This window comes from Leptospira sp. WS58.C1, assembly GCF_040833995.1.
In the GTDB taxonomy this organism is placed as follows: Bacteria; Spirochaetota; Leptospiria; order Leptospirales; family Leptospiraceae; genus Leptospira_B; species Leptospira_B cinconiae.
Genome location: NZ_CP162137.1, coordinates 427,508 through 451,240 on the forward strand (window position 1 = coordinate 427,508; position 23,733 = coordinate 451,240).

The 23,733-nt window shown below is 42.1% G+C and carries 22 protein-coding genes; 19 read left to right on the forward strand and 3 right to left on the reverse strand.

All coding sequences use genetic code 11. The annotated features are described in order from the left end of the window. Positions 1 to 8: 8 nt before the first annotated feature. The 6 genes from AB3N61_RS01980 to AB3N61_RS02005 all read left to right on the forward strand — a co-directional run bounded on the left by AB3N61_RS01980 (position 9) and on the right by AB3N61_RS02005 (position 8,505). Entirely contained in the window at positions 9 to 3,146 is a 3,138-nt protein-coding gene (locus AB3N61_RS01980) for a SpoIIE family protein phosphatase (protein ID WP_367898349.1), read from the forward strand. A 182-nt stretch (positions 3,147 to 3,328) separates the two neighbouring features. Further along, positions 3,329 to 5,119 (forward strand): ATP-binding protein, encoded by a 1,791-nt coding sequence (locus AB3N61_RS01985; protein ID WP_020769557.1) that lies wholly within the window; start codon positions 3,329 to 3,331, stop codon positions 5,117 to 5,119. Between the two features lie 6 nt (positions 5,120 to 5,125). Next, positions 5,126 to 5,569: a response regulator gene (locus AB3N61_RS01990; protein ID WP_020769672.1), complete on the forward strand. Its 444-nt coding sequence runs from the start codon at positions 5,126 to 5,128 to the stop codon at positions 5,567 to 5,569. A gap of 1 nt (position 5,570) precedes the next feature. After that, positions 5,571 to 6,704 (forward strand): hybrid histidine kinase/response regulator LvrB, encoded by a 1,134-nt coding sequence (lvrB, locus tag AB3N61_RS01995; RefSeq protein WP_367898350.1) that lies wholly within the window; start codon positions 5,571 to 5,573, stop codon positions 6,702 to 6,704. Between the two features lie 68 nt (positions 6,705 to 6,772). Further along, positions 6,773 to 7,120 carry a CsaA family protein gene (locus tag AB3N61_RS02000; RefSeq protein ID WP_367898351.1) on the forward strand — a complete coding sequence of 116 codons (348 nt, stop codon included), beginning with the start codon at positions 6,773 to 6,775 and terminating at the stop codon, positions 7,118 to 7,120. 152 nt (positions 7,121 to 7,272) lie between these two features. Continuing rightward, positions 7,273 to 8,505 (forward strand): esterase/lipase family protein, encoded by a 1,233-nt coding sequence (locus AB3N61_RS02005; RefSeq protein ID WP_367898352.1) that lies wholly within the window; start codon positions 7,273 to 7,275, stop codon positions 8,503 to 8,505. Between the two features lie 5 nt (positions 8,506 to 8,510). Here AB3N61_RS02005 and AB3N61_RS02010 read toward each other — a convergent pair whose 3' ends face one another. After that, positions 8,511 to 8,975, reverse strand: a complete 465-nt coding sequence (locus AB3N61_RS02010; protein ID WP_367898353.1) for a DUF1801 domain-containing protein — start codon at positions 8,973 to 8,975, stop codon at positions 8,511 to 8,513. A 310-nt stretch (positions 8,976 to 9,285) separates the two neighbouring features. Here AB3N61_RS02010 and AB3N61_RS02015 point away from each other — a divergent pair, with 310 nt between their 5' ends. The 10 genes from AB3N61_RS02015 to AB3N61_RS02060 all read left to right on the forward strand — a co-directional run bounded on the left by AB3N61_RS02015 (position 9,286) and on the right by AB3N61_RS02060 (position 17,150). Continuing rightward, entirely contained in the window at positions 9,286 to 10,566 is a 1,281-nt protein-coding gene (locus AB3N61_RS02015) for a lectin-like protein (protein WP_198289306.1), read from the forward strand. 200 nt (positions 10,567 to 10,766) lie between these two features. Then, positions 10,767 to 11,438 (forward strand): response regulator, encoded by a 672-nt coding sequence (locus AB3N61_RS02020; protein WP_020769781.1) that lies wholly within the window; start codon positions 10,767 to 10,769, stop codon positions 11,436 to 11,438. Between the two features lie 57 nt (positions 11,439 to 11,495). Continuing rightward, positions 11,496 to 11,948 (forward strand): Spy/CpxP family protein refolding chaperone, encoded by a 453-nt coding sequence (locus tag AB3N61_RS02025; RefSeq protein ID WP_367898354.1) that lies wholly within the window; start codon positions 11,496 to 11,498, stop codon positions 11,946 to 11,948. Between the two features lie 24 nt (positions 11,949 to 11,972). Beyond that, entirely contained in the window at positions 11,973 to 12,530 is a 558-nt protein-coding gene (locus AB3N61_RS02030; RefSeq protein WP_367898355.1) for an RNA polymerase sigma factor, read from the forward strand. Beyond that, on the forward strand, positions 12,515 to 12,817 hold the full coding sequence (locus tag AB3N61_RS02035) for a hypothetical protein (RefSeq protein WP_020769525.1): 303 nt from the start codon (positions 12,515 to 12,517) through the stop codon (positions 12,815 to 12,817). Before AB3N61_RS02030 ends, AB3N61_RS02035 begins: the two co-directional genes overlap by 16 nt. 165 nt (positions 12,818 to 12,982) lie before the next feature. Then, the gene (locus AB3N61_RS02040) at positions 12,983 to 13,336 is read left to right on the forward strand and encodes a single-stranded DNA-binding protein (protein WP_020769884.1); all 354 of its coding nucleotides are present in this window, start codon (positions 12,983 to 12,985) and stop codon (positions 13,334 to 13,336) included. A gap of 88 nt (positions 13,337 to 13,424) precedes the next feature. Beyond that, the gene (locus AB3N61_RS02045; protein ID WP_020769827.1) at positions 13,425 to 13,970 is read left to right on the forward strand and encodes a phosphoribosyl-AMP cyclohydrolase; all 546 of its coding nucleotides are present in this window, start codon (positions 13,425 to 13,427) and stop codon (positions 13,968 to 13,970) included. 52 nt (positions 13,971 to 14,022) lie between these two features. Then, entirely contained in the window at positions 14,023 to 15,042 is a 1,020-nt protein-coding gene (gene mltG, locus AB3N61_RS02050; protein WP_020769732.1) for an endolytic transglycosylase MltG, read from the forward strand. Between the two features lie 12 nt (positions 15,043 to 15,054). Next, positions 15,055 to 15,312, forward strand: a complete 258-nt coding sequence (locus tag AB3N61_RS02055) for a hypothetical protein (protein WP_367898356.1) — start codon at positions 15,055 to 15,057, stop codon at positions 15,310 to 15,312. A gap of 167 nt (positions 15,313 to 15,479) precedes the next feature. Further along, complete coding sequence (locus AB3N61_RS02060) at positions 15,480 to 17,150, forward strand: acyl-CoA dehydrogenase family protein (protein ID WP_020769864.1); 1,671 nt, start codon at positions 15,480 to 15,482, stop codon at positions 17,148 to 17,150. Positions 17,151 to 17,265: 115 nt separating this feature from the next. Here AB3N61_RS02060 and AB3N61_RS02065 read toward each other — a convergent pair whose 3' ends face one another. Next, positions 17,266 to 17,877 carry a hypothetical protein gene (locus AB3N61_RS02065; protein ID WP_036089535.1) on the reverse strand — a complete coding sequence of 204 codons (612 nt, stop codon included), beginning with the start codon at positions 17,875 to 17,877 and terminating at the stop codon, positions 17,266 to 17,268. A gap of 98 nt (positions 17,878 to 17,975) precedes the next feature. Then, positions 17,976 to 19,832, reverse strand: coding sequence for a dihydroxy-acid dehydratase (ilvD, locus tag AB3N61_RS02070; RefSeq protein WP_367898357.1), 1,857 nt, complete (start codon positions 19,830 to 19,832; stop codon positions 17,976 to 17,978). A gap of 187 nt (positions 19,833 to 20,019) precedes the next feature. On the opposite strand from ilvD, the gene eat reads away from it, so the two are divergent. The 3 genes from eat (at position 20,020) to eutC (ending at position 23,612) form a co-directional block, all read left to right on the forward strand. Further along, on the forward strand, positions 20,020 to 21,330 hold the full coding sequence (eat, locus tag AB3N61_RS02075) for an ethanolamine permease (RefSeq protein WP_367898358.1): 1,311 nt from the start codon (positions 20,020 to 20,022) through the stop codon (positions 21,328 to 21,330). Positions 21,331 to 21,435: 105 nt separating this feature from the next. Further along, positions 21,436 to 22,830, forward strand: a complete 1,395-nt coding sequence (locus AB3N61_RS02080; protein WP_367898359.1) for an ethanolamine ammonia-lyase subunit EutB — start codon at positions 21,436 to 21,438, stop codon at positions 22,828 to 22,830. Then, a complete protein-coding gene (eutC, locus tag AB3N61_RS02085) occupies positions 22,827 to 23,612 on the forward strand; it encodes an ethanolamine ammonia-lyase subunit EutC (RefSeq protein ID WP_367898360.1) in 786 nt (261 codons plus the stop codon). Before AB3N61_RS02080 ends, eutC begins: the two co-directional genes overlap by 4 nt. The last annotated feature ends 121 nt before the right edge of the window (positions 23,613 to 23,733 follow it).

Sequence of the window (23,733 nt, forward strand, 5' to 3'; positions counted from 1 at the left end):
ACCAATCAATGGATCCGTTATTTTTTAACTTTTACTCTTTCGGTTCGATCTTAATAGTTCTGTACTTCCTCTATGCCGGCTTCTTTTTTCTTACGATCAAAGAGAGAAGTATGGCCGCCTTTCATTTGGGGGTTTGCGGTTTAACAACCGTTTTCCATAATGTAGGATATTTTTGGGGTTTTATCTCCTTTGACGAAAGTACGATTTTCCATCGGGTCATTGCAATTGCAGGACCACTGATGAGTTTTACACAATTGGTAGGTTTTTTTATATATTTCCCTGAACCAAGGAAGAAAGGGATCTTACCAGGTTTGATCTTTTATTGGCTTCTATATTTGGGAGTGTTAGTCGTCACAGGATACTATATATTTATATGCTGGGATGCTCCTAGATCTTTTGTGCCAGGAAGTCATTATTGGGATTATGAAGCACACGTATTTTACAGTTATTTTATATATATTATCTTATTCTACGAAGCATGTTATCTTGTTATCGGGATATGGAAAGCGATCATTGAGAAAGGTAAAGAGAGAAGGTCGGTAATTTACATTCTTCTTAGTTATGCCGTGATTACTGTAGTTCCGGGAATATTGAACGCGCTTAGTCGTAACGGATCAGTTGCGCGTGCTACTTACCAGCAGTCCTTTAATCTGGGCATGGTTACGGGTATGTTCCTGATCATGATCGTTTATGTGAATGCTACTAAAGAAAGAACTACGATCTTAAACCGTATTATCGGGGTTTCTTTAGCTACATTCTTCGTATGTTATCAGTTGGTAGGTTATTCCATCTTGAACGGATACGAAAGATCCTACGATGAGATGAAAAAAAGAGACAGCTCCATTGCCGTTATGGAAGAAAAAAATCCGCAAGGTCTCGCTTATATAGTCTCTTATGATCCTGAAAAAGGTGAGTTCCGATCGGAGCGAGGGAACAAAGATCCCAGATTTAAGAAAGAAGATGAGTTGGAAGTCCGATTCTTTAGAGAAAAACAAAGGATCTCTAATTTAGGAAGTTTGCCTGCAAAAGAACGTTTGGAAAAAACGGAGAAGATTTTGGAATCTTCTCCAAACGATTTTAAGGCGTATGCTATCGGAGTTCTTGCTTTCTTGAAATCCAAAAATAATGGGACTGTAAAAGACTCCGATATGGAGGATTATTTTCGAGGTATATACGGAAAACTGAATATTATCAGAAATAAATACTCCCGACTTCCCGACCGTAAAAAACAAAAATCTATCGAAGGATTGCTCTTTTCGCCGGACATAGGCCTCTCGGAGACATTGGCCTACGTAAAACAATCGGCAGTCCAAGCGGTCAATTCGAATAAATCGGCCGAACAAGTTTCGAAGATCGTATTAAATTCATTGGCCCCAATACATTTTGCAGGAGAGAGGATCTACCGTGGCACAAGGATCTACTCTCCTTCCGATCCTAAACCTGTGATGTATTTATCCTATTATTTTCTTCCGAATCCGAACGGAAAGATATACGAAGTGGGATTCGAATATAAAGATTATAGAATATTCCATCATGATCCGAGTTTTATCTTGGTCGCCTCTATGGTCCTGACTTTTTTTGTGATCGTCATCGGATTCCGGTTCTTTTTCCAGAATGCGATCGTGGTTCCCATGGACGAAGTAGTTGTCGGACTAACGGAAGTAAATTCGGGAAATTTAGACTATAGACTGACCCCTCGTGTGGAGGATGAGATCGGATTTATCGCTAGATCTTTCAATAAGATGGCAAGAAGTATCCAAGCCGCTAAAAAAAGACTCCAGGAATACGCGGATGAATTGGAAGAAAAAGTAAAAGATAGGACCAAGGAATTGGAAAAAACCCTAGAAGAAGTGAGGGAACTAAAACAACAACAGGACGGGGACTATTTCCTCACATCACTTCTGATCAAACCTTTAGGAGCAAACAAGGCAGTTTCGGAAAACGTAAAAGTGGACTTTCTGATAGAACAAAAGAAGAAGTTCAGCTTCCGAAGATTTAACGATGAGATAGGTGGGGATATGAATATCTCCAACCAGATCACGCTGAGAGGACAACGTTACATAGTGTTCTTAAATGCGGACGCCATGGGAAAATCCATGCAAGGAGCGGGGGGAGCCTTGGTTCTAGGAGCCGTATGCGAGTCCATAATAGAGAGAACTCGGATAGTAGGATCAATGAAGGAACAGTCTCCGGAAAGATGGCTGAAAAATGCCTTTATAGAATTGCATAAAGTATTCGAAAGTTTCGAAGGTTCTATGCTCGTATCGTCAGTGATAGGACTGATAGATGAAAATTCCGGAACGTTATATTATATTAATGCGGAACATCCTTGGACAGTGTTGTACAGGGACGGAAAAGCGGATTTTATAGAGCGAGACCTCATGTTCAGAAAGTTGGGAACTACCGGAATGGATGGAAAAATTTCGGTGAAAACGTTCCAGCTATTACCTGGCGATATAATTATAGCAGGTTCGGACGGAAGGGACGATATCCTTATCGGGAACGACGAGGAAGGTGCAAGGATTATCAATGACGATGAAAAACTTTTCCTAAGACTTATCGAAGAAGGAAAAGGAGAACTTTCCAATATATACGAATCCATAAAAAAAGTAGGTTCTTTAACTGACGACTTGTCCTTGGTTCGTATCTCCTTTAAGGAAGAAGGTGGAATTGAAAGGATACAAGAGAAGGAAAAGATAAGGCAACTTCTCAAAAAAGCTAAAGAAAAATCCCAAAACAAGAATATCGAAGAAGCATTATCTTTATTGGAAGAAGCAGACTCGATAGACAATCGTCTACCAGAGGTCAAAAAAGGACTCCTTAAGTATCATATTCGATTAAAGAACTATTCCAAAGCTTCTCAATTTGCGGAAGAATATCTTAACATCCGTCCCGTGGATAAAGAAATATTATTCATCGCCTCGTACGTAGCTAGAAGAGCTAGACAATTCCAAAAAGCCCAGGATTTCGGCGAGAGATTACTCTTAAGAGAGCCGGAACATATTAGAAATTTGATTAATCTAAGTCGGATATCAATCGCTTTACGAAACTATGAAAGAGCAAAGGAACATTTAAGAGAGGCCCACAGATTGGAGCCGGAGAACTCCCAGGTCCAAAAGATAAAGCAAGCCTTAGATAAAATCTAAAACTTTCGATCTAATGTGACTTAATTAAGAGGTTAAATATCGAAAATGATTTCAGGAAATTAATTTTGTCCAAACTATGTAAATATCTTGCAAAATCAGGTCAAAAAAAATAAAATACGCGGATCAAACATGAGATAGAATTAGAAGATTAAGAACTTTTAATTTATCTTTTTCCTTATATCATGCTCTCTTATAATTCTAAACTGAGATTCGGGATTGTCGGGATAGGATTTTTAGGCCTAATCATCGGTGTTTCTTCCTGGATTAGCAGCAGGAATCTTACACAATCGAAAGACTGGGAATCTCATACTTTCGGAGTACTTTCAAGATTGGAGGGTTTGGTTTCTTCGGTAAAGGAAACTAAGATCCGTTTTTTGCTCTTTTTGACTTCGGAAAAAAAAGAGGACCTTGAATATTATAAAACTGAAAAAAAGAATCTGTTCCTTAAACTCCGGGAACTAAAATATATTACTAGAGATAATCCCACCCAACAAACCGGCCTCCTTGAGTTGGAAAAATTACTTATCAGGCGGGATGAACTGATCCAAAAATTCGGATATTCCCCTTTCCAAAACAAAGAAGCGAAAGCGGAAAACGCCGCTCTGGAAAATGAGATAGGTCGTTCTATCGACAGACTAAAAGAAAAAGAGATCTCACTTTTAGCGGAAAGAGTTTCCGATTCCAAAACTAATGAAAAGATCACAGATTGGATATTGTTTCTTTCGATTTCGTTTAATATTCTTATCTTAATAGCAGTTTATAGATTCTTAAAAAAGGAATCCGATCTAAAGATCAAAGCGGAAAAGATCCTATCTGAAAAAAATACACTTTTAGAAAATTCACTTTCCGAAAAGGAAAAGTTCTATAAGGAAATATTAATGATCAAATCCGCTTTAGATTGTGCGTCTAGCAATATTATGATTGCGGATAACGATCTGAATGTGGTATATACGAACCGTTCCGTTGTAAATATGTTCCAAACAGCAAAGGAGAATATTCGGAACCAATATCCTAGTTTTTCTCCGGAAGCGCTTTTAGGATCCTGTATAGATATTTTCCATTCTCAACCTGAAAAACAAAGGCAAATCCTTTCTACATTTACTGACACTCACAAAAGTTCCATTTCTATCGGTGGAAGACAATTTATTCTAAGCGCAGATCCCGTAATCGATTCTTCCGGTAACAGATTGGGAAGTGTCGTGGAATGGCTGGATGTGACTGAAAGGAACGAGAGGGAATTCCGAATAATCCAATTAAATCGGGATCTCGAGGAAAACATTCGAAAATTAGAATATGCGAATCGAGAATTAGAAGCTTTTAGCTACTCCGTTTCTCACGATCTGCGGGCTCCGATCCGCGGAATAGACGGATTTACCAAGATCATGCTGGAAGATTATTCCGCTGTTTTGGAGCCCGAAGCTCTCAGACTTTTGAACGTGATAGCCACCAATTCCAAATTTATGGGGCAATTGATAGACGACCTTCTTGCATTTTATCGTGTTTCAAAACTGGAACCAAAATCGGATTCCATAAACATGAAACATATGGTTTCGGATTCGATCGAGATCATAAATCAGGAATACGGATCCAAGAGTCCTAAGGTGCAAATTTCGGAACTTCCTCCGGTCAAAGGGGATGCTTCCATGTTAAAACAGGTTTGGTTGAATCTTATCTCGAACGCATTTAAGTATTCTTCCAAGTCGCAAAATCCTTTTGTCGAAATCGGTTTTTTAGACGAAGAAGGGAATCGAACGTTTTTCGTAAAGGATAACGGAGTTGGTTTCGACGATCAATATTCTCATAAACTTTTCAAGGTATTCCAAAGATTACATTCCAATGAGGAATTTAACGGAACCGGTATCGGACTTGCAATCGTGGATCGGATCGTACAGAGACATGGCGGAAAAGTTTGGGCGAAAGGAAAAATGGGACAAGGTGCCACATTTTATTTTACAATACCGAACAAGGAATAGAGAAGAATGAACCAATCGGGAAACTATGATATACTTTATGCTGAGGATAATCCGAACGACGCGGAACTTACTTTGAGAGGTTTCAGAAAAAATAATTTAGTAAATCAAGTTTTCCATGTGAAAGATGGAGAAGAGGCTCTGGAATTTTTGTTTTGTAGAGGAAGATACAAGGATAGAGAATCCGGCGGAAAACCTTTGTTCGTTTTGTTGGATCTGAAAATGCCGAAAGTAGACGGACTCGAGGTACTAAGAGAGATAAAGTCCGATGAAAAATTGAGAACGGTTCCCGTAGTAATGTTAACTTCTTCCGCGGAAGAAAAAGATATAGTAGAAAGTTATAAATTAGGTGTGAATAGTTATATTATCAAACCGGTAGAATTTGAAAAATTGATCGTTACGGTATCTGAAATAGGACAATATTGGTGTATATTAAATAGATCGGTGCATTGACATGAAGACGCTAAAGTTCCTTTTTTTAGAAGATTCTTCTACCGATCTAGAGCTTATCCAAAGGGAGCTAAAAAGGGGAGGGGTGGATTATATTCCTGTACATGTCCAGGACAGGGACGAATACCTAAAAGCAATTATAGACGAAAAGCCTGATTTTATCTTTTCAGACTACTCACTTCCGAATTTCGACGGATTATCGGCATTATCCATTGCAAAAGAGCAGTGTCCCTCTACTCCTTTTATATTCGTTTCCGGAACATACGGGGAAGATGCAGCCATTCAAACTTTGACACGAGGAGCGACGGATTACGTTCTCAAGGACAGGTTGGTGAAACTTGTTCCCGCTTTAAGAAGAGCGATCCGAGAAATAGAAGAACATAAGGCATTAAGAAGAGCAGAGCAAGAGAAGTTCGAAATAGAAGAACAACTTAGACAAAGCCAGAAAGTGGAAGCGATGGGATTTTTGGCCGGAGCTATGGCTCATGAGATCAATAATCCTATCATGGCGATCATCGATTATGCCCAATTGATCTCCAAAGGAGAGATGGATATAGATAAGGCGCAAAAGATCGCTTCTAAGATCAAACAAGAAGGAGAGAGAATTTCCGTAATGGTAAAAGATCTATTAAGATTTGCCAGACAGGAAAAAGGCACTTTCGAACCTGTAAGCGTGTTCGCCTTAATATCCAAGACACGTTCTATCTCAGAACAGCGATTAAAAATGAGCCGAATTCAGTTGGATCTGGACGTACAGCCGGATCTTCCATCGGTTCTGTGTAAAGAAGGTCAGATACTTCAGGTGCTCTTAAATCTGATCAATAATGGAACGGATGCATTGAATCAACGTTATCCGGAATATGATGAGAGCAAAAGGATGGTCATCTCCGCGAAACCCGAAGAGATCGGAGGTAAGTCCTGGGTGCGGATCACTGTCGAAGATTTCGGTTCCGGAATTCCTCAGGAAATCGGTAAGTCCATCTTCAATACATTCTTTACAACCAAGGGAGCGGAGAAGGGAACCGGTCTAGGACTTTCTGTCAGCTTAGGGATCGTTAAAGAGCACGGAGGGTTTCTTTCTTTCGAAAGTGCACCAATGGAATATACTCGATTTTTCTTGGATTTACCCGCGGTCTAACAGCGATTTTTGGACCTTCTTCTTAATTTTTTTGTCAAATAATTATCTAAGAACGGTTATACTAGAAGATGGAATCGATTGAATATACAAACTTAGTCTCGGAAAGACCTTTTGCCAATCTAGACTTAAAAATCGGCAAGGTAATCGGTTTTGAATTGGTTCTCGATAGCGGGGAAAAAGCTTATAGATTGATCTTGGATTTCGGCGAAGAAGCGGGTATCCGTAAATCCAGCGAACCTATACTTGCTCTCGGAGAGGAAAAAGATTTCTTGGGCAAACAGACATTATGTGTGATGGACTATCCTTCCGCTCATATAGCAAGAATGAGAGCCCAGGCTCTATTTTTAGGTTTTATGGAAGACGAGGAGGAGTTCAGCGAGTCCGATGCGATCAGCTTCGTCCAACTGGCCTGTTAGTCTAATCTGAATAAGTAAGAAGCCTTTCCGGCTTCATAATAGCTGATTTTAATTATCTTTCTCCCTTGACGGCACGCAATTTTTACGTATAGTAAAGCGGCGCCGTCCATTTAAGAATCCTAAATATGCCATACAAACCTACAGAACCCAGCATGAAGCTGGGAAAATTCGCAGTTTCATTCGCAAGAGACACATCACTCGGGGTTCTGTCCGGAGTAAAATCCGCACTAACCGGTTCATTTGAATGGTGTGCGAAAAGTTTATCCCAAATTTCGGAAACACCGACTGTAAACGGTACTCGTCTGGGAGAATTTCTGAAAAATACAGGCAAGTCCTTGGGAGAAGCGGGAAGTAAAACGGAAGAAGGTCTCTCCAAAGCATTCGAGTCGACCGCACAAGCAATGCATACCGCACTAGAAGCTTTGAGCGAAACGGAGTCTTTGATCCAAAGAAAGGTATTCGAGAATATTTCCGTTTCCAGCGTAGTAGGAGAATCATTCGCGGGAATGATTACCACTTCCGAGATCCAAGCATCTTTTCGTTTGGATGGAAAAGACGTAAGCCCTGAAGAAGTATTGGCCGATTGGAAAAAGTCCGGATCTAAAAGACCGATCCTTTGTGTTCCGGGTTTATTTTGTGACGAAGGACTTTGGATCAAGAATGGGGAGCCAACTTTCTCCGAGATCCTAATTCGGGAAAACTATTATCCTTTTTATCTTCGGTTCAATCCGGGGGCTCATATCTCTGACAACGGATCTAAACTTTTGGAATTAATGAGAAAGGTTCTGGAAGATCCGGATATAAAAAGTAAAAAATTCGACGTGATCTGTTATAGCCAAGGAGGTCTCGTCTTTAGAAGCGCTTTGTATTCCTCGGGAAAAGAGGGTAATCCACTTTCCTCTAATATTCAAAAAGTATTATTTATCAGCTCTCCTGACGGAGGTTCTTATATCGAAAAGGTGGGATTCTGGCTGGGGCTTGGGGCGGAAGCTTTGCCTGTGTTCCCTGTGCAGTTAGTAGGATATATAGGAAACCAGAGAAGTGAAGCAATGAAGGACCTTTCTCATGGGATTATCCGAGAAGAAGATTGGAAAGAAGGTACACATCTCGGCAGGTACGGGAAAGAAAAATATTTCGGAGAATTGGATGAGATAGATGCCTACCAGATCTATAGTTTTGTTTCGGAAGAAGAAGGGGACTGGTCTTCTTGGATTGGAGACGGTATCGTGGAAAAACCAAGCCTTTCATTTTTGAGCGATTCCGTATTTCGAACAAAATCCAATCCGGAAACTAGAGTTAAGATCTTGAAAGGATTATCTCATTATCAGATCATACCATCTTCCGAATTGAGGGAATATTTTCTGAAGATTTTCATAGGAAAGTAAGGGTTTTATTTAACCCAACCCTTCTTTTTATATTCTTCGTATCCTAATTTCAAAGCGTCTTTTATTTGAGAAAGAAGGACTGGGTCCTTTTTCTTTATATAAAAACAACTTTTGCCTTTTAAACATTTCAATAACTCCGGTTTGAAAAATTTTTTCAATTCCGGCTGAGAGTATACAGGCATAAAATAAAATCCAACATATCCCTTTTGAACGAGTAGGCCAGCGAAATAGACTTCGGGCTTTTTTTTGCCGTCTACCTCGATCTCCATCTCGCTCACCAATCCGTATTGGCCTCCCGTATCTCCTCTTTCTTTGAGGCTTCCCTTTTTATACGGTTTTATTAACTCCTTGATCTCTTCAAAAATCGGGACTAGTTCCGGTTGTCCTGGGGATTTATCTTCGTATTTTATCCCTTGTTTAGGGGAGGAACTTGCCTTCTTGGCCTTCTTCTTCGCTGGCATGTTTCGCATTTTGCGGACTTCCTTCCGACCAAACAAGATTTTTTCGGGGAATATTCGTTTTATAAAAAGGATCTTCACAATTTTATACTCCGCGTATAAAAATTGTGAAGATCGATTAATATTATATAAACATAATGTATGAGCGGTTGCTCACTTAACTCTGTTTGTTTGTGGTCCCACTAATTCATTCGAAAATTATAAATAACGATCGTTTTTCATAAAAATAAACAGATGTAAGCCGCTTATAAGAAGAAGCTTGTTACAAGTTAAGCCTTCGAAATAATATGTTTCCACAGAAGTAAAAAAGGTGAATGGAAATATGAAGAGAAAATTGATCATGCTTACCGTTTTGCTGATAAGCTTGTCTTCGACTAGTTTGTTTGCAAGTAGAGGAGCAGTAACTGAAAGTCCGATCGATATATTCGAAAAGTCTGCGGAAGCAAAATCGCTCGCTGTGCAAAGACAAGTGCAAGTGGCTGCAAACCTACCTGTGCATAAAGCTTTGTTTTACGGTACACACAATTCCTATAATAGCAAAGCGTATGCAGGACCTTTCTTTTCTTACGCTTTCCCGAACCAACAGGTCTCTATCACCGACCAGTTGAGATTGGGAGCTAGGTTTATAGAATTGGATATTCATTATTATTTGAGTACGAATTTCAAAAATGATTTCTTGCTCTGCCACGCTAAATCGGACGATTTAGGATGTAACGTATTCGATCGCCCCGCTAGTAAAGGATTGGAAGAGATCCGCAACTGGATCTCTTCCCCTCAAAACAGGAACGAAGTTCTTATTCTGTACTTCGAGGATTATCTGGACGGAAGGGCCGACCAATTTTTAGGAATTGTAAGGAACTACTTGGATCCTTATCTTTACAGATATAGCAGCGGTTCGTGCGGAGATATTCCAAACGCATCCAACATGCCTAAACTCAAGGATATGGTTTCATCCAATAGAAGGATCCTGATGATGAGTAATGGATGTTACGGAGGGGCTTGGAACCAATACTCGAAGAGGATCTTCTTCGGAAGCAACACGATCAGCCCTAAAAATTTTCAAGGATATCCTAGCTGCAACTGGTCCCGAAGTGTATATGATAACACCATGACCCGTGTTTTCAACGATAGCACCAATTATTTCGGTATCTACGACGGCGTGAAAGAAAGTGGAGTATTCACAAACGATAATATTGCTCAAATGTTGGCTTGCGGGATCAGCGTATTCGGAATAGACCAATTCAATCCTGATTTTGCAAAACGAGGGCTTTGGTCTTGGGATAATGCGGAGCCTAACGATTACGGTGGAGCGGAAGATTGCCTCCAGATCGTAGGAAGCGGACGATGGAACGATAACAGATGTTCTAATAGCTATCGTTACGCTTGTAAAGACGGAAGCGGAAACTGGGCGATCACTGACTCTTCCGGAAATTGGGCAAACGGAAAGAGCGCATGTTCTTCTAGAGGCTGGAACTTCTCCGCTCCTGTAACTCCTTACGAGAATAAAAAACTACAAGAGGCAAAAATCGCGAAAGGAGTTTCGGAAGTTTGGGCAAATCTTACCGACCAGTATTCTGAAGGATATTGGGAAGCCGGAAAATAATCTAACTTACTTTCCGCTCCAACGCGAAAAACGGGATCTCCGAGAATTCGGGGTCCCGTTTTTTTATTTTTCCCCCAAATCCGTCAAAATTTTATCGTCGACTTAAACATTATAAAAACGGATAATTTACGCAAAATAAAAGTTTTAAGTCGGCCCATTCGGAGGTCCCGGCGGGCTCATTAAGGAAAAATGTCAGATTTATGATCCAACCTTTCTTTAAAATTTTATTTGCGGAAGATAACGAGACTTCTGCCGAGTTACTCATTCATTTTTTAGAAAGGTTCAACTTCGAAGTGGACCATGTCGTGGACGGAATGGCTGCGGAACTTAAATTAAGAAAAACGAAATATGATTTGGTCCTTTTGGATAATATGATGCCCGTACTTTCCGGTGTTCGTCTCGTAAGCAAGATCCCTGATCTGAATAAAAATACTCCGATCATCTTTCTGACTGCGAGTAATGAAAAAGAAGATGTGGTAGCTGCGGCTCATAGCAAACAACTTGTGGGATATATTCTCAAACCTTTCGATCCGGAAAAACTTTTGCAAAAGATCGTCTCAGTTCTCAAGATCCCCGAGAAAATGATCGTGGACAAAAAAAAATACCCATTCTCCATTGAAAGGACTCAAAATGTTTCTTATGGGATCGGAGTAAAATTGCTCGGTTGTCCTTTCCAAAAAAATGCCGAGAAAATCGCTCAAGAGATCGCTTTCATCCTGAAAGAACTCCCGGGAGTCCGAAAATTTTTTATCGAAGTAGGCGAAGAATTCTATTACCACAAAAAGTCTCAGGAAATACTGAGTTCCCTCATTACCCGCCTGGCCTCCAAATACGAGATCAAGGAAGAAGATATTCTCATACTTTCTTCTTAATTTTTTTGGAACCGGCTTTTTAGCTCCCGGTCCCAGTTGTATAAAGAGGAGAAATGAATGTTTCGCAAAATTTCGAAAATAACCGCGATTTTGTTGGTGTTGGGGACGACCGCCCTACTAACTCAGGGTTGCCATCATAAATGGATGTCTCATGAAAAAAGGGCCAATTATATCGTCAAAAAACTTAAATCCGAACTGGATTTAACGGATACACAAGCTGCGGCCTTGGATAAAATTAAAGAGGACGTGCTTGCAAAACGGAAAGAGCTTAAATTGGGCGGACACTTCTTCCCTAAGGAATCAGTAGAAGAACTTCGTGCAGACAAATTGAATCCTGAAAAATGGAACAAACTGGGCGAAGAAAGAGAGAAAAAGATAGCAGCTCTTAGAGTATTTTTTACCAAAAAGGCAGTGGAATTCCACGCGGTATTAACCCCCGAACAAAGAGGGAAACTGGCGGATCTAATCCTTAAGTTCCAAAGTAAATTCGATAAGGAAGACGAGGATTAATTTCCAAAGTTCTTCGGAGGTAAAATGGGAGAGGCAGAATTTTCCCGCTTCGTAGAGGAAACCAGGGAGATCGTCTTAGCGGCGATCTCCCGTTACTTGTATGAACGATTTGCATACGCGATAGACGATGTCGCACAGGAAACATATCTTCGCGCCTATAAGGCATTACAAAAAGGTCAATTCAGAGGAGACTCTAAGTTGACAACTTGGTTGTACACTATCGCTCGGAACGAGTCCATTCGGATGAATGAAAATCTGATAAGAGAAGAGACCAAGGCGGAGAAGGCCGGAAAAAGATCGGAAGAAGATTCCAGAAGTTTCGTTTTTGAAAGAGAACAACCTGAGGATAGAGAAAATCTTCCTACATGGGAAAAAGCAAAACTTTGGATCGGCAATCTACCGGAAGCGTATAGAAGTGTGATCCAATATTATCTTTCCGGATATTCCGAAAAAGAGATCGCCGAAGTTCTGGGAGTTCCTGCCGGAACCGTAAAATCCAGGGCGGCTAGAGGGAAGGAAATGTTGCGAAGAATGCAGAACTCCGAAAAAAGAGAAGGAGGAGAAGTATGGGGAAAATATTAAAAGATTGTTTACCAATGAAGGAAGAGATCGAAAAAAGAAAATCGGATCCGAACTGGTCCAAAAATTTAGCTTCATGTGTGATCGACAGATACATAAAGGAAGAAAGTTCTAAAAAGCTGGTTCGATTCCCGATTAGAAATGTATTGGCGGCAGCGGCCGCTCTCCTCTTAGGCATTTCTATCGGATGGTATACTTTTTCCGGACAATTCAACTCGGAAGATGAATACTATCTTGGTGTCTCTTCTATTTTGGAAGGTGAATCTTACCTCTCCACTCTGGAAGAATAAAAAGGTCGGGCCCGAGTATTTGGGCCCGTCATTCTTTCTTAATAGGAGTGCGAACGCTGCGGAATAAAAATTCCGATAGATACTTCGGTAATTTCGAAAAAATTGCAAGCTTAATGAACATTCTACTACACGTAGCTCCTATATTCCCCCAGGAGGAAAATGTTTATGAAAAATCTATCACTCACAGTTCTGGACGGTTTTTTAACCGTTGATCCCGAATTAAAGAGGACCCAAGCAGGAAAGTCGGTCACAAATTTTACTGTGGCGGTTAATCATAACTACAAAAGAACGGAAGGAGAAGAATCCGAAGTCTCGTACGTGGATGTGGAGGTCTGGGAAAGACTCGCCGAAAATTGTTCCGAGTATCTTAAAAAAGGAAAAAAGGTAACGGTAATCGGGCATTTAAAACAGGATCGATGGAAAAATCAGGAAGGCCAATCCCGTTCCAAGGTCAAAGTAATAGCGGACGAGGTCCGATTCGACAGTTTCGGAGATAGAAAAGAAAAAGAAGCGGCGTAATACCCTCCTGGGCGAGGCCTTGGGAGGATTTCCAAGGTCTCACCTTTCTTGACGGTTCTGGTCGGTCCTTGGTTTATGTAGGAAAAGGATGCTTACTATCATTTGGGCCGGGGGACAACCCGGAAAAATTTCGGCATTGAGAAGAATGACCCAAGAAGAATGGGACCTTCTCCGCCGCGACCTTCCGACTAACGTGAAAACTTATATAGACTGCGACGAAGATACGATACTAATTTTTCATCCTAATTTTTCGGAAAAGGAATTGATGGAGATCGAGAATTTCGACGACCTCAAATTCTCGGATGGTTTGATTCCGGTGATCACCAAGGATGAGAAGGGTCTTGTTTTGATGCAGGCATTCTCCACTTTAGAAAGTTTAGAACTCAGCCAAAAAGAATCCATGGGAATCTATTTTAGCAGATCCAGAAACCGGCTTTGGAGAAAGGGCGATACTTCCGGACATATCCAAAAACTGAGAAGGATCCTCGCACCTAAAGACGGAAGTTTTGTCGTGTACGAAGTAAAACAGGAAGGTGCAGCCTGTCACGAAGGATACTATTCCTGTTTTTTCAGAGAGCAGGATAGAAGCGGGAACAAAAACTTAGCTCCGGAGATCCCTTTTTTGGGGAAGTAGAGGTTCCGTAAATAGGAATATTCGCCGATAGAAATACGAGGCAGATGCGGTTATGATTTTTAAAAATACATTCGTGAGAAGATCCGTTGTTTTATTAGGAATACTTGTCCTTTCAGGGATTGTCGCCTTCTTTGTTGTGGATGAGATCAAAGGGGGAGCGGTTGGCGCAGGCCAGGTAAAGGTGGACATCATCGTTGAACCTGGAGACTCTCCGGTAGAAGTTACGGAAAATCTTTCCAAGAACGGACTTTTAAAGTCTTCCAAATATTTCCTTTTTCTAATTAAAGCGACGAGGTCCGCAGGCAAGATCAAAGCAGGTCTGTATGAGATCAACGACGGGATGGATGCGCGCAAGATCCTCCAAGTGATCACGGAAGGAAAAGTAAAACTCGTAACTTTCACGATCCCGGAAGGTTATAATAACCGCCAGATCGGGGACTTATTAGTTAAGAAAAATTTAATTAAAACCAGAGCGGACTTTTTGAATGCAGCTTCCAGAACGGAACTATTGAGAGAATTCAAAATTCCCGCAAATAATGCGGAAGGTTATCTGTTCCCGGAAACGTATAGCGTACCGGTGAATTTTCCGGTGGATAAGATCGTCAGAATGATGATCAAAAGATTTTATGTTCGCTTGGAAAAGATCCCAGGCGCTAAGGAATTGGATCCTAAAAAATTACATGAGATCGTGGTCCTGGCTTCCGTTGTAGAAAGAGAAGCCAAAAAAAATGAAGAAAGACCTTTAATGGCGGGTGTTTTCTTAAATCGTCTCAAACAGGATATTCCTTTGGAGTCTTGTGCGACGATCCAGTACCTTTTTGATAAACCTCATCCTCGCATTTTCGAAAAGGATCTGAAGATTATTTCTCCTTATAATACGTATATGAACAAAGGATATCCGCCCGGTCCTATTTCTAATCCGGGACAACCGTCTTTGGAAGCGGCGCTTATGCCTACCAAGACCGAGTATCTCTTCTTCTTATTAAAACCGGACGGGTTCCATTACTTCTCTAAAAGTTTTAAAGAACATGCCGAAGCTAAGAAAAAGTACATCGATGTTCTTTACGAATAGAGGAGTGCAATCATGAGTTCCCCTGTAGAAGAAATCGTTTCGGTCGCAGAACAATTAAAAGAGGTCCAAAGATCTTTGGATCTTTTTAAGGAAAAACAACAAAAGAGGGAATCTGCCAGTGACGCGGCCATCGAGTTCGTGGAAAAAGCGAGTTTGGTTTTGGGTAGGGCGGAAAAAAAAGAGATACTTCTGACAGAGGACCAAAAGAGAAGGATCCGGAACAATCTATTGAAGATCAGATCTTCTCTAGTCCGCAATATGGAAGGTTGATATAGGAACTCCTACAGGCTTCATTGGACAGAAGAAGCGACCTTCCACCGGACATTTTGTCTCATTTCTTCCCGAGACTTGGGTTCAAAAACTTAAATGACAGGCCGAAACGGCCCCAGGTTATAGTATTTTGAGTAATATTCCCAAATAATTGGTAGGAACAAATGATGGCAACGAAAGCTCCGACGGACTCTTCGGCGGCAAAACAGGCTTTAAGCAAGTCTTCAGCTATAATCGAACAAGTAACCAAGGCCTTAGCGGCTAAATGTAGCTCCAATGGAAAAGTTTCCGTTTCCAAGATGGACCAAAACCAATTCGTACAATACCAAATCGCTTGGTTGACTTCCGAGCAAAAGATCGCGGAAAACTTTATCGAGTACGCTTGGAACGATTCTCTCGGGACCGGCGAGCTGGAAAAATTAATGGCGCAAGTTTTCGCTGCGGAAGTTGTTTCCCATATCCGCACCGAGTTCAGTTCCAGAGCTTCCGAATACGGAATTTCCACCCAAGAACTGGTTTCCAAATTATTCGACGACTCCACTAACAAGTTCTTAGAAGAATCCAGTGCGATCGAAAATTATAATCATATTGCCGACCTGATCGCTTCTACCGGAAGTTTTGGAGCGTACGGTCTGAGCGAAGACCATGAAATGTTCCGCCAAACTTTCAAACAGTTCGCAGAAGAAGTAGTGGCTCCTAAAGCGGAACACGTTCACCGTCACGACGATATCGTTCCGGAAGAGATCATCCAAGGTTTAAGAGACATGGGATGTTTCGGTCTTTGTATTCCTGAAACTTACGGTGGATTACAACCGAACGACAAGCCGGACAATATCTCCATGCTAGTCGTAACCGAAGAACTTTCCAGAGGATCTTTGGGGATCGCAGGATCTCTCATCACTCGTCCTGAAATCCTTTCTAAAGCGTTATTAAAAGGTGGAACAGACGCTCAAAAAGAGAAGTGGCTCCCACTAATCGCTTCCGGAGAGAAGATGGGCGGTATCATGGTGACCGAACCTAACTACGGTTCGGATGTTGCCGGAGTTTCCGTAACCGCTAAAAAAGTGGACGGAGGTTGGTCGATCAATGGCGTTAAGACCTGGTGTACTTTTGCGGGATATGCGAACCTTCTTCTGATTCTTGTAAGAACAGAGACGGATCCTGAGTTGAAACATAAAGGTCTTTCTATCGTTCTTGCGGAGAAGCCAAGCTTCACAGGTCACGAATTCGATTATAAACAAGATGGCGGCGGAAGAATTTCCGGTAAAGCGATCGGAACCATCGGTTACCGCGGTATGCACTCTTTCGAAGTTTCTTTCGAGGACTATTTTGTTCCGGAAGAGAACCTGATCGGAGGAGAAGCAGGCAGAGGAAAAGGATTCTATTTCCAAATGGAAGGTTTTGCCGGAGGAAGGATCCAGACCGCGGCTCGAGCAAACGGTGTGATGCAAGCTGCCTTAGAAGCAGGTCTTCGTTACGCACAAGAAAGACAAGTATTCCAAAAACCTATCTTCGATTATAACCTGACTAAATATAAGATCGCTCGTATGGCGATGATCGTTCAAGCGTCTCGCCAGTTCACGAACACTGTAGCAAAACTTTTGGACAACCACGAAGGTCAAATGGAAGCGACTCTCATCAAGTTCTATGCTTCTAAAGTTGCTGAATGGGTGACAAGAGAAGCAATGCAGATCCACGGAGGAATGGGATACGCGGAAGAATATGCAGTTTCTCGTTATTTCGTAGATGCCCGTGTATTCTCCATCTTTGAAGGTGCGGAAGAAGTAATGGCTCTTAGGGTAATTGCAAAATCCCTAATGGACCAATATTCGGCTTAAATTCCTTCTTAAAACGTGAAATAAAAAAAGGAAGTCGAAAGACTTCCTTTTTTTATCGAGCGGACCTTTTGAGCGATCCGTCGGAGCGAAATCAAACAAACTGTACTCGAGTAACTTAACTGGCGAGTTGTTCTACGAAGGCGAGAATATCCGAATTATCTCTTTCCAAAAATTCAAGAGTCCTTTCTACCAGATGATCCAAATAATAGTTGGGGTTGTGGTAATCTCTTAAGAAAGCTTTTACTTGTTCTATCTTTTCCTCTGGAATCCTGTCTTCCAGGACGATTTGTGCCAATGCGTAGATCCCGAATGCGGATTTGAACGGATCGTTAAGAGAAGAGATGGAAATAATCTCATCTATATCAATTTCTTTGAATGTAGGGATCAGATCTCCGATCAGCTCCAAGGCACCGGTCGGAATAGTCCTGTCCAAGGACTTTACGTAATTGATAAATAATCGATAAGACTGAGAGTCTCCGATCCGAGAAAGCATATGAAAGATCCCGGAAAGTAGTCTTTTATGAAATCCCCAGGACAATCTGCCTGAATCCGCCTCTCTGATCGCTTGGTATAAAAAACTCCAAACCAGTTTGTCTCCGGATCTCGCCCTTTCAGATAATTGATCCAACCAAAGATCGAAGTTGGGATTTTCGGATTCCTTTTTGAGAAAATCCATGAGTTCCGAGGGAGTTTGTACAGAGGGGAGAGTAAGGGCAATTTTCGACATAAGTAGAAGATACTCTCTTTTAAGATCGGTTTCCAGTCTTTTTATTCGACATCGATTTTTTAATTCCCTTACTCTAGGAATAGTTTTGTCTCATTAAATTATTGATGTTCTACCTGGCTAACATCTCTGATAGCTCCCGTATGTGCAGAAGTTGTCATTGCGGCATAGGCTCTTAATGCTGCGGAAACTGTTCTCTTTCTGGACTTAGGTTTCCAAGCTTCTTTCCCTTTGTCGTTCATTCTATCTCTGCGGTCGGAAAGTTCTGCGTCACTCACCCTTAAGTGAATGGATCTATCCGGGATATCTATTTCGATGATATCGCCTTCTTCTACAAGTCCGATGACTCCGCCTGCTGCCGCTTCCGGGGAAACATGTCCGATAGAAAGTCCGGAAGTTCCTCCGGAAAATCTTCCGTCCGTTAGGAGGGCACAAGCTTTTCCTAAACCTTTGGATTTTAGATAGGAAGTAGGATATAACATTTCCTGCATACCGGGTCCGCCTTTTGGACCTTCATATCGGATCACTACTACGTCACCTTCTACCACTTCGTTACCGAGGATTTTAGCAACAGCTTCTTCTTGGCTTTCCATCACTCTGGCCTTGCCCTTGAATTTCCAGATGGACTCGTCAACACCCGCCGTCTTAACGATACAACCTTCGGGTGCGATATTTCCGTAAAGAACAGCAAGTCCTCCATCTTGTGAGTATGCGTGTTCTACGTCTCGAATACAACCGTTAGCCCTATCTAGATCCAGTTCAGGCCAACGTTTGTCTTGGGAGAATGCTTCCGTTGTAGGAATTCCACCCGGTGCTGCGGAGAATAATGCGTATGCCTTGGAGTTTGCTTTCTGACGAACGATATCCCATTCTTCTATAGCTTTTCCTAACGTTTCTGAATGGACCGTAGGCACATCTCTATGAATAAGGCCTGCTCTGTCCAACTCGGAAAGAATACCGATGACTCCACCCGCTCTATGAACGTCTTCCATATGATATTTTTGCGTGGCAGGTGCTACTTTACAAACGCAAGGAACTCTTCTGGAAATAAGATCAATATCATGCATTTTGAAATTGATTCCTGCTTCGTTTGCAGCCGCGAGAATATGGAGTACTGTATTTGTAGATCCTCCCATCGCTACGTCCAAACTCATCGCATTTTGGAAGGCTTCGTGTGTTGCGATGTTTCTCGGAAGAACGGATTCATCGTCCTGTTCATAATATCTTTTTGCAAGTTCTACGATCAATCGTCCGGCGGTTAAGAAGAGTTGTTTTCTGTCCGCATGAGTAGCTAACGTGGAACCGTTGCCAGGAAGAGAAAGTCCTAATGCTTCGGTAAGACAGTTCATCGAATTTGCTGTGAACATTCCGGAACAAGATCCGCAAGTCGGACAAGCAGAACGTTCTATCTGCTCTACAAGTTCGTCGGAAACATTTTCGTTGGCGGCTTCTACCATTGCATCCACCAAATCCAATTTTCGAACCTCTCCATTCCAATTTACTTTTCCGGCTTCCATGGGTCCACCGGATACGAAAACGGTTGGTATGTTCAATCGTAACGCTGCCATAAGCATTCCGGGTGTGATCTTATCGCAGTTGGAAATACAAATAAGTGCATCTGCAGTATGTGCGTTGACCATATATTCCACCGAGTCGGCGATCAGGTCTCGGCTCGGCAAAGAGTATAACATTCCGCCATGCCCCATGGCTATACCGTCGTCCACTGCGATGGTATTGAATTCTTTTGCGACGGCTCCCGCCTTCTCCACTTCTCTAGCGACCATTTGTCCTAGATCTTTTAAATGAACATGTCCCGGAACGAACTGAGTGAATGAGTTTGCAATTGCGATGATCGGTTTTCCGAAATCACCTTCTTTCATGCCGGTGGCTCTCCAGAGAGCTCTGGCTCCGGCCATATTGCGTCCATGGGTGGAAGTACGGGATCTTAACTGAGGCATATTGAATGCTCCCTGGTGTAAGTTTAGACGTCGAGTTTTTTCCTAAGGGAGAAACTAAGTTGGTTTTGAGATCGAATCGCGTATAGTAAGTATAAAATTGTGCTCTAGTCGCCCGAGTGGTGGAACTCCTACATCGTGTTAGGAAGCTCCGAGGGGGCAGGCACATTTCTTGCTAATCAAACCTAGAATGGAATCAAAAGAAGAATTCAGTAGAACCCTGGGGCCTTGGCTACTCTGGGGTTTGGGGGTCGGATACGTAATTTCAGGCATGTATTTCGGTTGGAACCTGGGCCTACCGGTTGGCGGGACCTTGGGCTTAGGAATTGCCACCTTACTCATCATTCTGCTATATGTTTGTTTTTCTTTCAGTTACACAGAACTCGCATGTATGATCCCCAAAGCGGGAGGAGCATTCGACTACGGTAGAGAAGCTCTCGGAAATGCCTGGGCTTATCTGGTAGGCACCGCTCAGTTGATCGAATTTTTATTTGCACCCCCTGCGATTGCCGCCGCCATTGGCGCCTACTTCTCCTTGTTTTTGCCTGGAATCGATCCGATCTGGATCGCAATTATTGCTTACCTACTATTTACAAGTTTGAATATACTTGGAGTAAAATTTGCGGCTTCCTTCGAATTCGGGATTACTATATTAGCGGTTTTTGAATTACTTTTATTTTCAGGACTTACACTTCCTAGTTTTTCTTGGGATAAGTTTTCCTCCAATCCATTGCCCAACGGTTGGACAGGTGCCTTGTCCTCATTACCGTTTGCTGTTTGGTTCTTTCTTGCAATCGAAGGAGTAGCAAACGTTGCAGAAGAAACAAAAGATCCTCAAAAAAATATTTTGATCGGATTCGGATCCGCGTTAGCCACTTTGGTTGTACTTTGCGGATTGGTATTTTTTTCTTCCATCGGAGTCGGTGGATGGGAAATGATCGTGTATCCTGAACAAGGAGCTGCCGCCTCCGATTATCCATTGCCTCTCGCATTACGGAAATTATACGGAGAGTCCGGTTGGGCATTTCACCTTCTGATCACCATCGGATTATTCGGACTTATCGCTTCTTTTCACGGAATCATTTTGGCGGGGGGAAGAGCCAGTTTCGAATTTGGAAGAGCCGATTTTCTTCCTAAATTTTTCGGTAAGATCCATCCGAAATTCAAAACACCTGCAAATGCACTGTTGGCAAATACCGCATTCGGGATTGCAGCATTATGCACAGGTAAAACATCCGAGCTGATCACATTATCCGCATTCGGAGCCTTGCTCTTATATTTCTGTTCCATGATCAGCTTTTTTGTGCTCAGAAAAAGTCAGCCGGATAGAGAAAGGCCGTTTGTGGTTCCGGGAGGGAAAATCCTACCTTCTATCGCTCTTGTTCTATCTGCGCTCGTCTTGGCCGTGTCTGCCTGGCAACATCCAATCTTATTCGGGATCTTTGTTTTGATTTTAGGAAGCGGCTTGGTTTGGGCCAGGTCTTCCATTTTTGGAAAATGAAAAGGCAATTTTCTTGATTTGGGATTTTTCGGAATTAGAGTAAGTCGGATCAAGAAAAGAAAAAATTCCGATCAAAGATCTTATATGAGACAATAGGAAATCAATATGGCTTATAAAACCGTTCTTGGTAGGAGGTCTTACACATTTCCTGACTTAAAAACATTATTAGCGAAGGCGAGCCCGCTTCGTTCGGGAGACCAATTGGCAGGGATCGCAGCTTCCACTCAGGAAGAAAGGGTGGCCGCCCAAATGGCTTTGGCAGATCTGCCTTTATCAGAATTTTTGAATATAGAATTGATCCCTGGAGAAACGGACGAAGTGACTCGGCTCATTTTCGAATCGCATAATAGTTCGGCTTTTTCTAAAATTTCTTCCTTAACAGTGGGAGAATTTCGCGACTTTCTGTTAAAGGAAAATACGGACTCGGACCTGATTTCCCAGATCCGAGACGGGATCACTCCGGAGATGGCTGCCGCTGTTTCCAAGTTAATGTCCAACCAGGATCTGATCTTGGTTTCTAAAAAATTTCCCGTGGTGACCAAGTTCCGAAACACGATAGGACTTCCTGGAAGGTTGTCCGCACGTTTGCAACCCAATCATCCCACGGACGATCCTAAAGGAATTGCTGCGAGTATATTGGACGGACTCCTTTTGGGAAGCGGGGATGCAGTGATCGGTATCAACCCGGCGACGGACAATGTTCCGACAGTGATTGCACTTTTGAAAATGTTGGATTCTATCATTCAAAAATATTCTATACCTACCCAGTCTTGTGTTCTCTGTCATGTGACCACTTCTATGAAAGCGATGGAAGAAGGTGCTCCTCTCGATCTTGTATTCCAATCCATCGGAGGAAGCGAAGCTTTGAACAAAAGTTTCGGGGTGAATTTAAGTATTTTGGAAGAATCTAGACAGATGGCTTTGGAACTGAACAGAGGTACAATCGGAAAAAACGTAATGTATTTCGAAACGGGACAGGGAAGTGGATTGTCTGCGGGAGCACATTTTGGTATAGACCAACAAACCTTAGAGGCAAGAGCGTATGCGGTCGCAAAAAAATTCGATCCATTACTTGTGAATACTGTGGTAGGTTTTATCGGACCGGAATATCTATATAACGGAAAACAAATATTAAGGGCTGGATTAGAAGATCATTTTTGTGGAAAACTTTTAGGTCTTCCTATGGGCGTGGATGTTTGTTACACCAATCATGCGGATGCGGACCAGGATGATATGGATACATTACTTACATTACTTGGAGCCGCCGGATGTAATTATATTATGGGGGTTCCCGGTGCGGACGATGTGATGTTGTCTTACCAAAGTACTTCTTTTCATGACGCTTTGTATTTGCGTCAGGTTTTTGGACTCAGGCCAGCCCCTGAATTCGAATCTTGGCTTTTGGAGAAAGGGTTATTCGAAACAACGAAACAATTTTTGCCAAAAGAGAATCCAGGCAAACTTTTACTTGAAGAAATATTAGAGGATAAGGCCGGATGAATCCTAAAGAATTTTGGAAAAGTTTAACTTCCGCTAGGATTGGGATCGGAAGGTCGGGAGGTTCTATCCCTACTTCTGAACTTCTAAAATTCAGATTGGATCATGCAAGAGCAAGAGACGCAGTTTTAGAAGAACCGGATTTTGATACGATCTATATCGGCCTTGAAAAAATTTTCCAACCATTAGGGATCGAGACTATTGGTGTAGAAAGTTTAGCAAAAAGCAGAGAAGAATATTTACTGAGACCGGATTTGGGCCGTAGGCTCTCGGGACCTTCCCGGTCTAGATTAGAATCCAAAAAAGGAAACTGCGATCTTGCGTTGATAGGTATAGACGGACTTTCTGCGAGAGCTATCGATTCGAATTTGATACCATTCTTACAAGTTTTGGTGCCGATCTTATCCGAGCAAAAATACAAGATCGCTCCGTTCGTTTTAGGAAAGTTTGGAAGGGTTGCCATCGGAGACGAGATCGGAGAAATATTGGGGGCCAAAGCGGTTGTATTGCTGATAGGAGAACGACCGGGACTTTCTTCCGCAGATAGTTTAGGAATGTATCTGACCTTTGATCCTAAGTTAGGCAAAACAGACGAAAGCCGAAATTGTATTTCGAATATACGACCCGACGGCTTAGATTTTTACAAAGCATCCTTAAAAACGGCTTATTTACTTTCCGAATCTCTCAAACGGGGTATATCCGGAGTGGATCTAAAGGATGAAATGGCTCCGGATTTCTTGGATTCTTCTTCCAAAGATAGTATTTCAAATAGATTGAGTTTATAAAAATCTCTTTCAGAAATACTTTAAAGTAGCTTAGGGTGAATTTTTTGCCTGAGAGCGAAGCCAGGATGGCGAAGTGACCCGGAGCTCTGCACAGGATGTGCAGGCGGAGGGGAAGGCAAAA

What these genes read in the sequence shown, in the direction of transcription:
- ilvD (WP_367898357.1), bottom strand. Translation starts at nt 19,832, where the DNA reads ATGCCTCAGTTAAGATCCCGTACTTCCACCCATGGACGCAATATGGCC.
- AB3N61_RS02025 (WP_367898354.1), top strand. Translation starts at nt 11,496, where the DNA reads ATGTTTCGCAAAATTTCGAAAATAACCGCGATTTTGTTGGTGTTGGGG.
- AB3N61_RS02020 (WP_020769781.1), top strand. Translation starts at nt 10,767, where the DNA reads ATGATCCAACCTTTCTTTAAAATTTTATTTGCGGAAGATAACGAGACT.
- AB3N61_RS01985 (WP_020769557.1), top strand. Translation starts at nt 3,329, where the DNA reads ATGCTCTCTTATAATTCTAAACTGAGATTCGGGATTGTCGGGATAGGA.
- AB3N61_RS02005 (WP_367898352.1), top strand. Translation starts at nt 7,273, where the DNA reads ATGAAGCTGGGAAAATTCGCAGTTTCATTCGCAAGAGACACATCACTC.
- AB3N61_RS02055 (WP_367898356.1), top strand. Translation starts at nt 15,055, where the DNA reads ATGAGTTCCCCTGTAGAAGAAATCGTTTCGGTCGCAGAACAATTAAAA.
- AB3N61_RS02080 (WP_367898359.1), top strand. Translation starts at nt 21,436, where the DNA reads ATGGCTTATAAAACCGTTCTTGGTAGGAGGTCTTACACATTTCCTGAC.
- AB3N61_RS01990 (WP_020769672.1), top strand. Translation starts at nt 5,126, where the DNA reads ATGAACCAATCGGGAAACTATGATATACTTTATGCTGAGGATAATCCG.
- AB3N61_RS02035 (WP_020769525.1), top strand. Translation starts at nt 12,515, where the DNA reads ATGGGGAAAATATTAAAAGATTGTTTACCAATGAAGGAAGAGATCGAA.
- AB3N61_RS02010 (WP_367898353.1), bottom strand. Translation starts at nt 8,975, where the DNA reads ATGCGAAACATGCCAGCGAAGAAGAAGGCCAAGAAGGCAAGTTCCTCC.
- mltG (WP_020769732.1), top strand. Translation starts at nt 14,023, where the DNA reads ATGATTTTTAAAAATACATTCGTGAGAAGATCCGTTGTTTTATTAGGA.
- lvrB (WP_367898350.1), top strand. Translation starts at nt 5,571, where the DNA reads ATGAAGACGCTAAAGTTCCTTTTTTTAGAAGATTCTTCTACCGATCTA.
- AB3N61_RS02060 (WP_020769864.1), top strand. Translation starts at nt 15,480, where the DNA reads ATGGCAACGAAAGCTCCGACGGACTCTTCGGCGGCAAAACAGGCTTTA.
- eat (WP_367898358.1), top strand. Translation starts at nt 20,020, where the DNA reads ATGGAATCAAAAGAAGAATTCAGTAGAACCCTGGGGCCTTGGCTACTC.
- eutC (WP_367898360.1), top strand. Translation starts at nt 22,827, where the DNA reads ATGAATCCTAAAGAATTTTGGAAAAGTTTAACTTCCGCTAGGATTGGG.
- AB3N61_RS01980 (WP_367898349.1), top strand. Translation starts at nt 9, where the DNA reads ATGGATCCGTTATTTTTTAACTTTTACTCTTTCGGTTCGATCTTAATA.
- AB3N61_RS02000 (WP_367898351.1), top strand. Translation starts at nt 6,773, where the DNA reads ATGGAATCGATTGAATATACAAACTTAGTCTCGGAAAGACCTTTTGCC.
- AB3N61_RS02040 (WP_020769884.1), top strand. Translation starts at nt 12,983, where the DNA reads ATGAAAAATCTATCACTCACAGTTCTGGACGGTTTTTTAACCGTTGAT.
- AB3N61_RS02065 (WP_036089535.1), bottom strand. Translation starts at nt 17,877, where the DNA reads ATGTCGAAAATTGCCCTTACTCTCCCCTCTGTACAAACTCCCTCGGAA.
- AB3N61_RS02030 (WP_367898355.1), top strand. Translation starts at nt 11,973, where the DNA reads ATGGGAGAGGCAGAATTTTCCCGCTTCGTAGAGGAAACCAGGGAGATC.
- AB3N61_RS02045 (WP_020769827.1), top strand. Translation starts at nt 13,425, where the DNA reads ATGCTTACTATCATTTGGGCCGGGGGACAACCCGGAAAAATTTCGGCA.
- AB3N61_RS02015 (WP_198289306.1), top strand. Translation starts at nt 9,286, where the DNA reads ATGAAGAGAAAATTGATCATGCTTACCGTTTTGCTGATAAGCTTGTCT.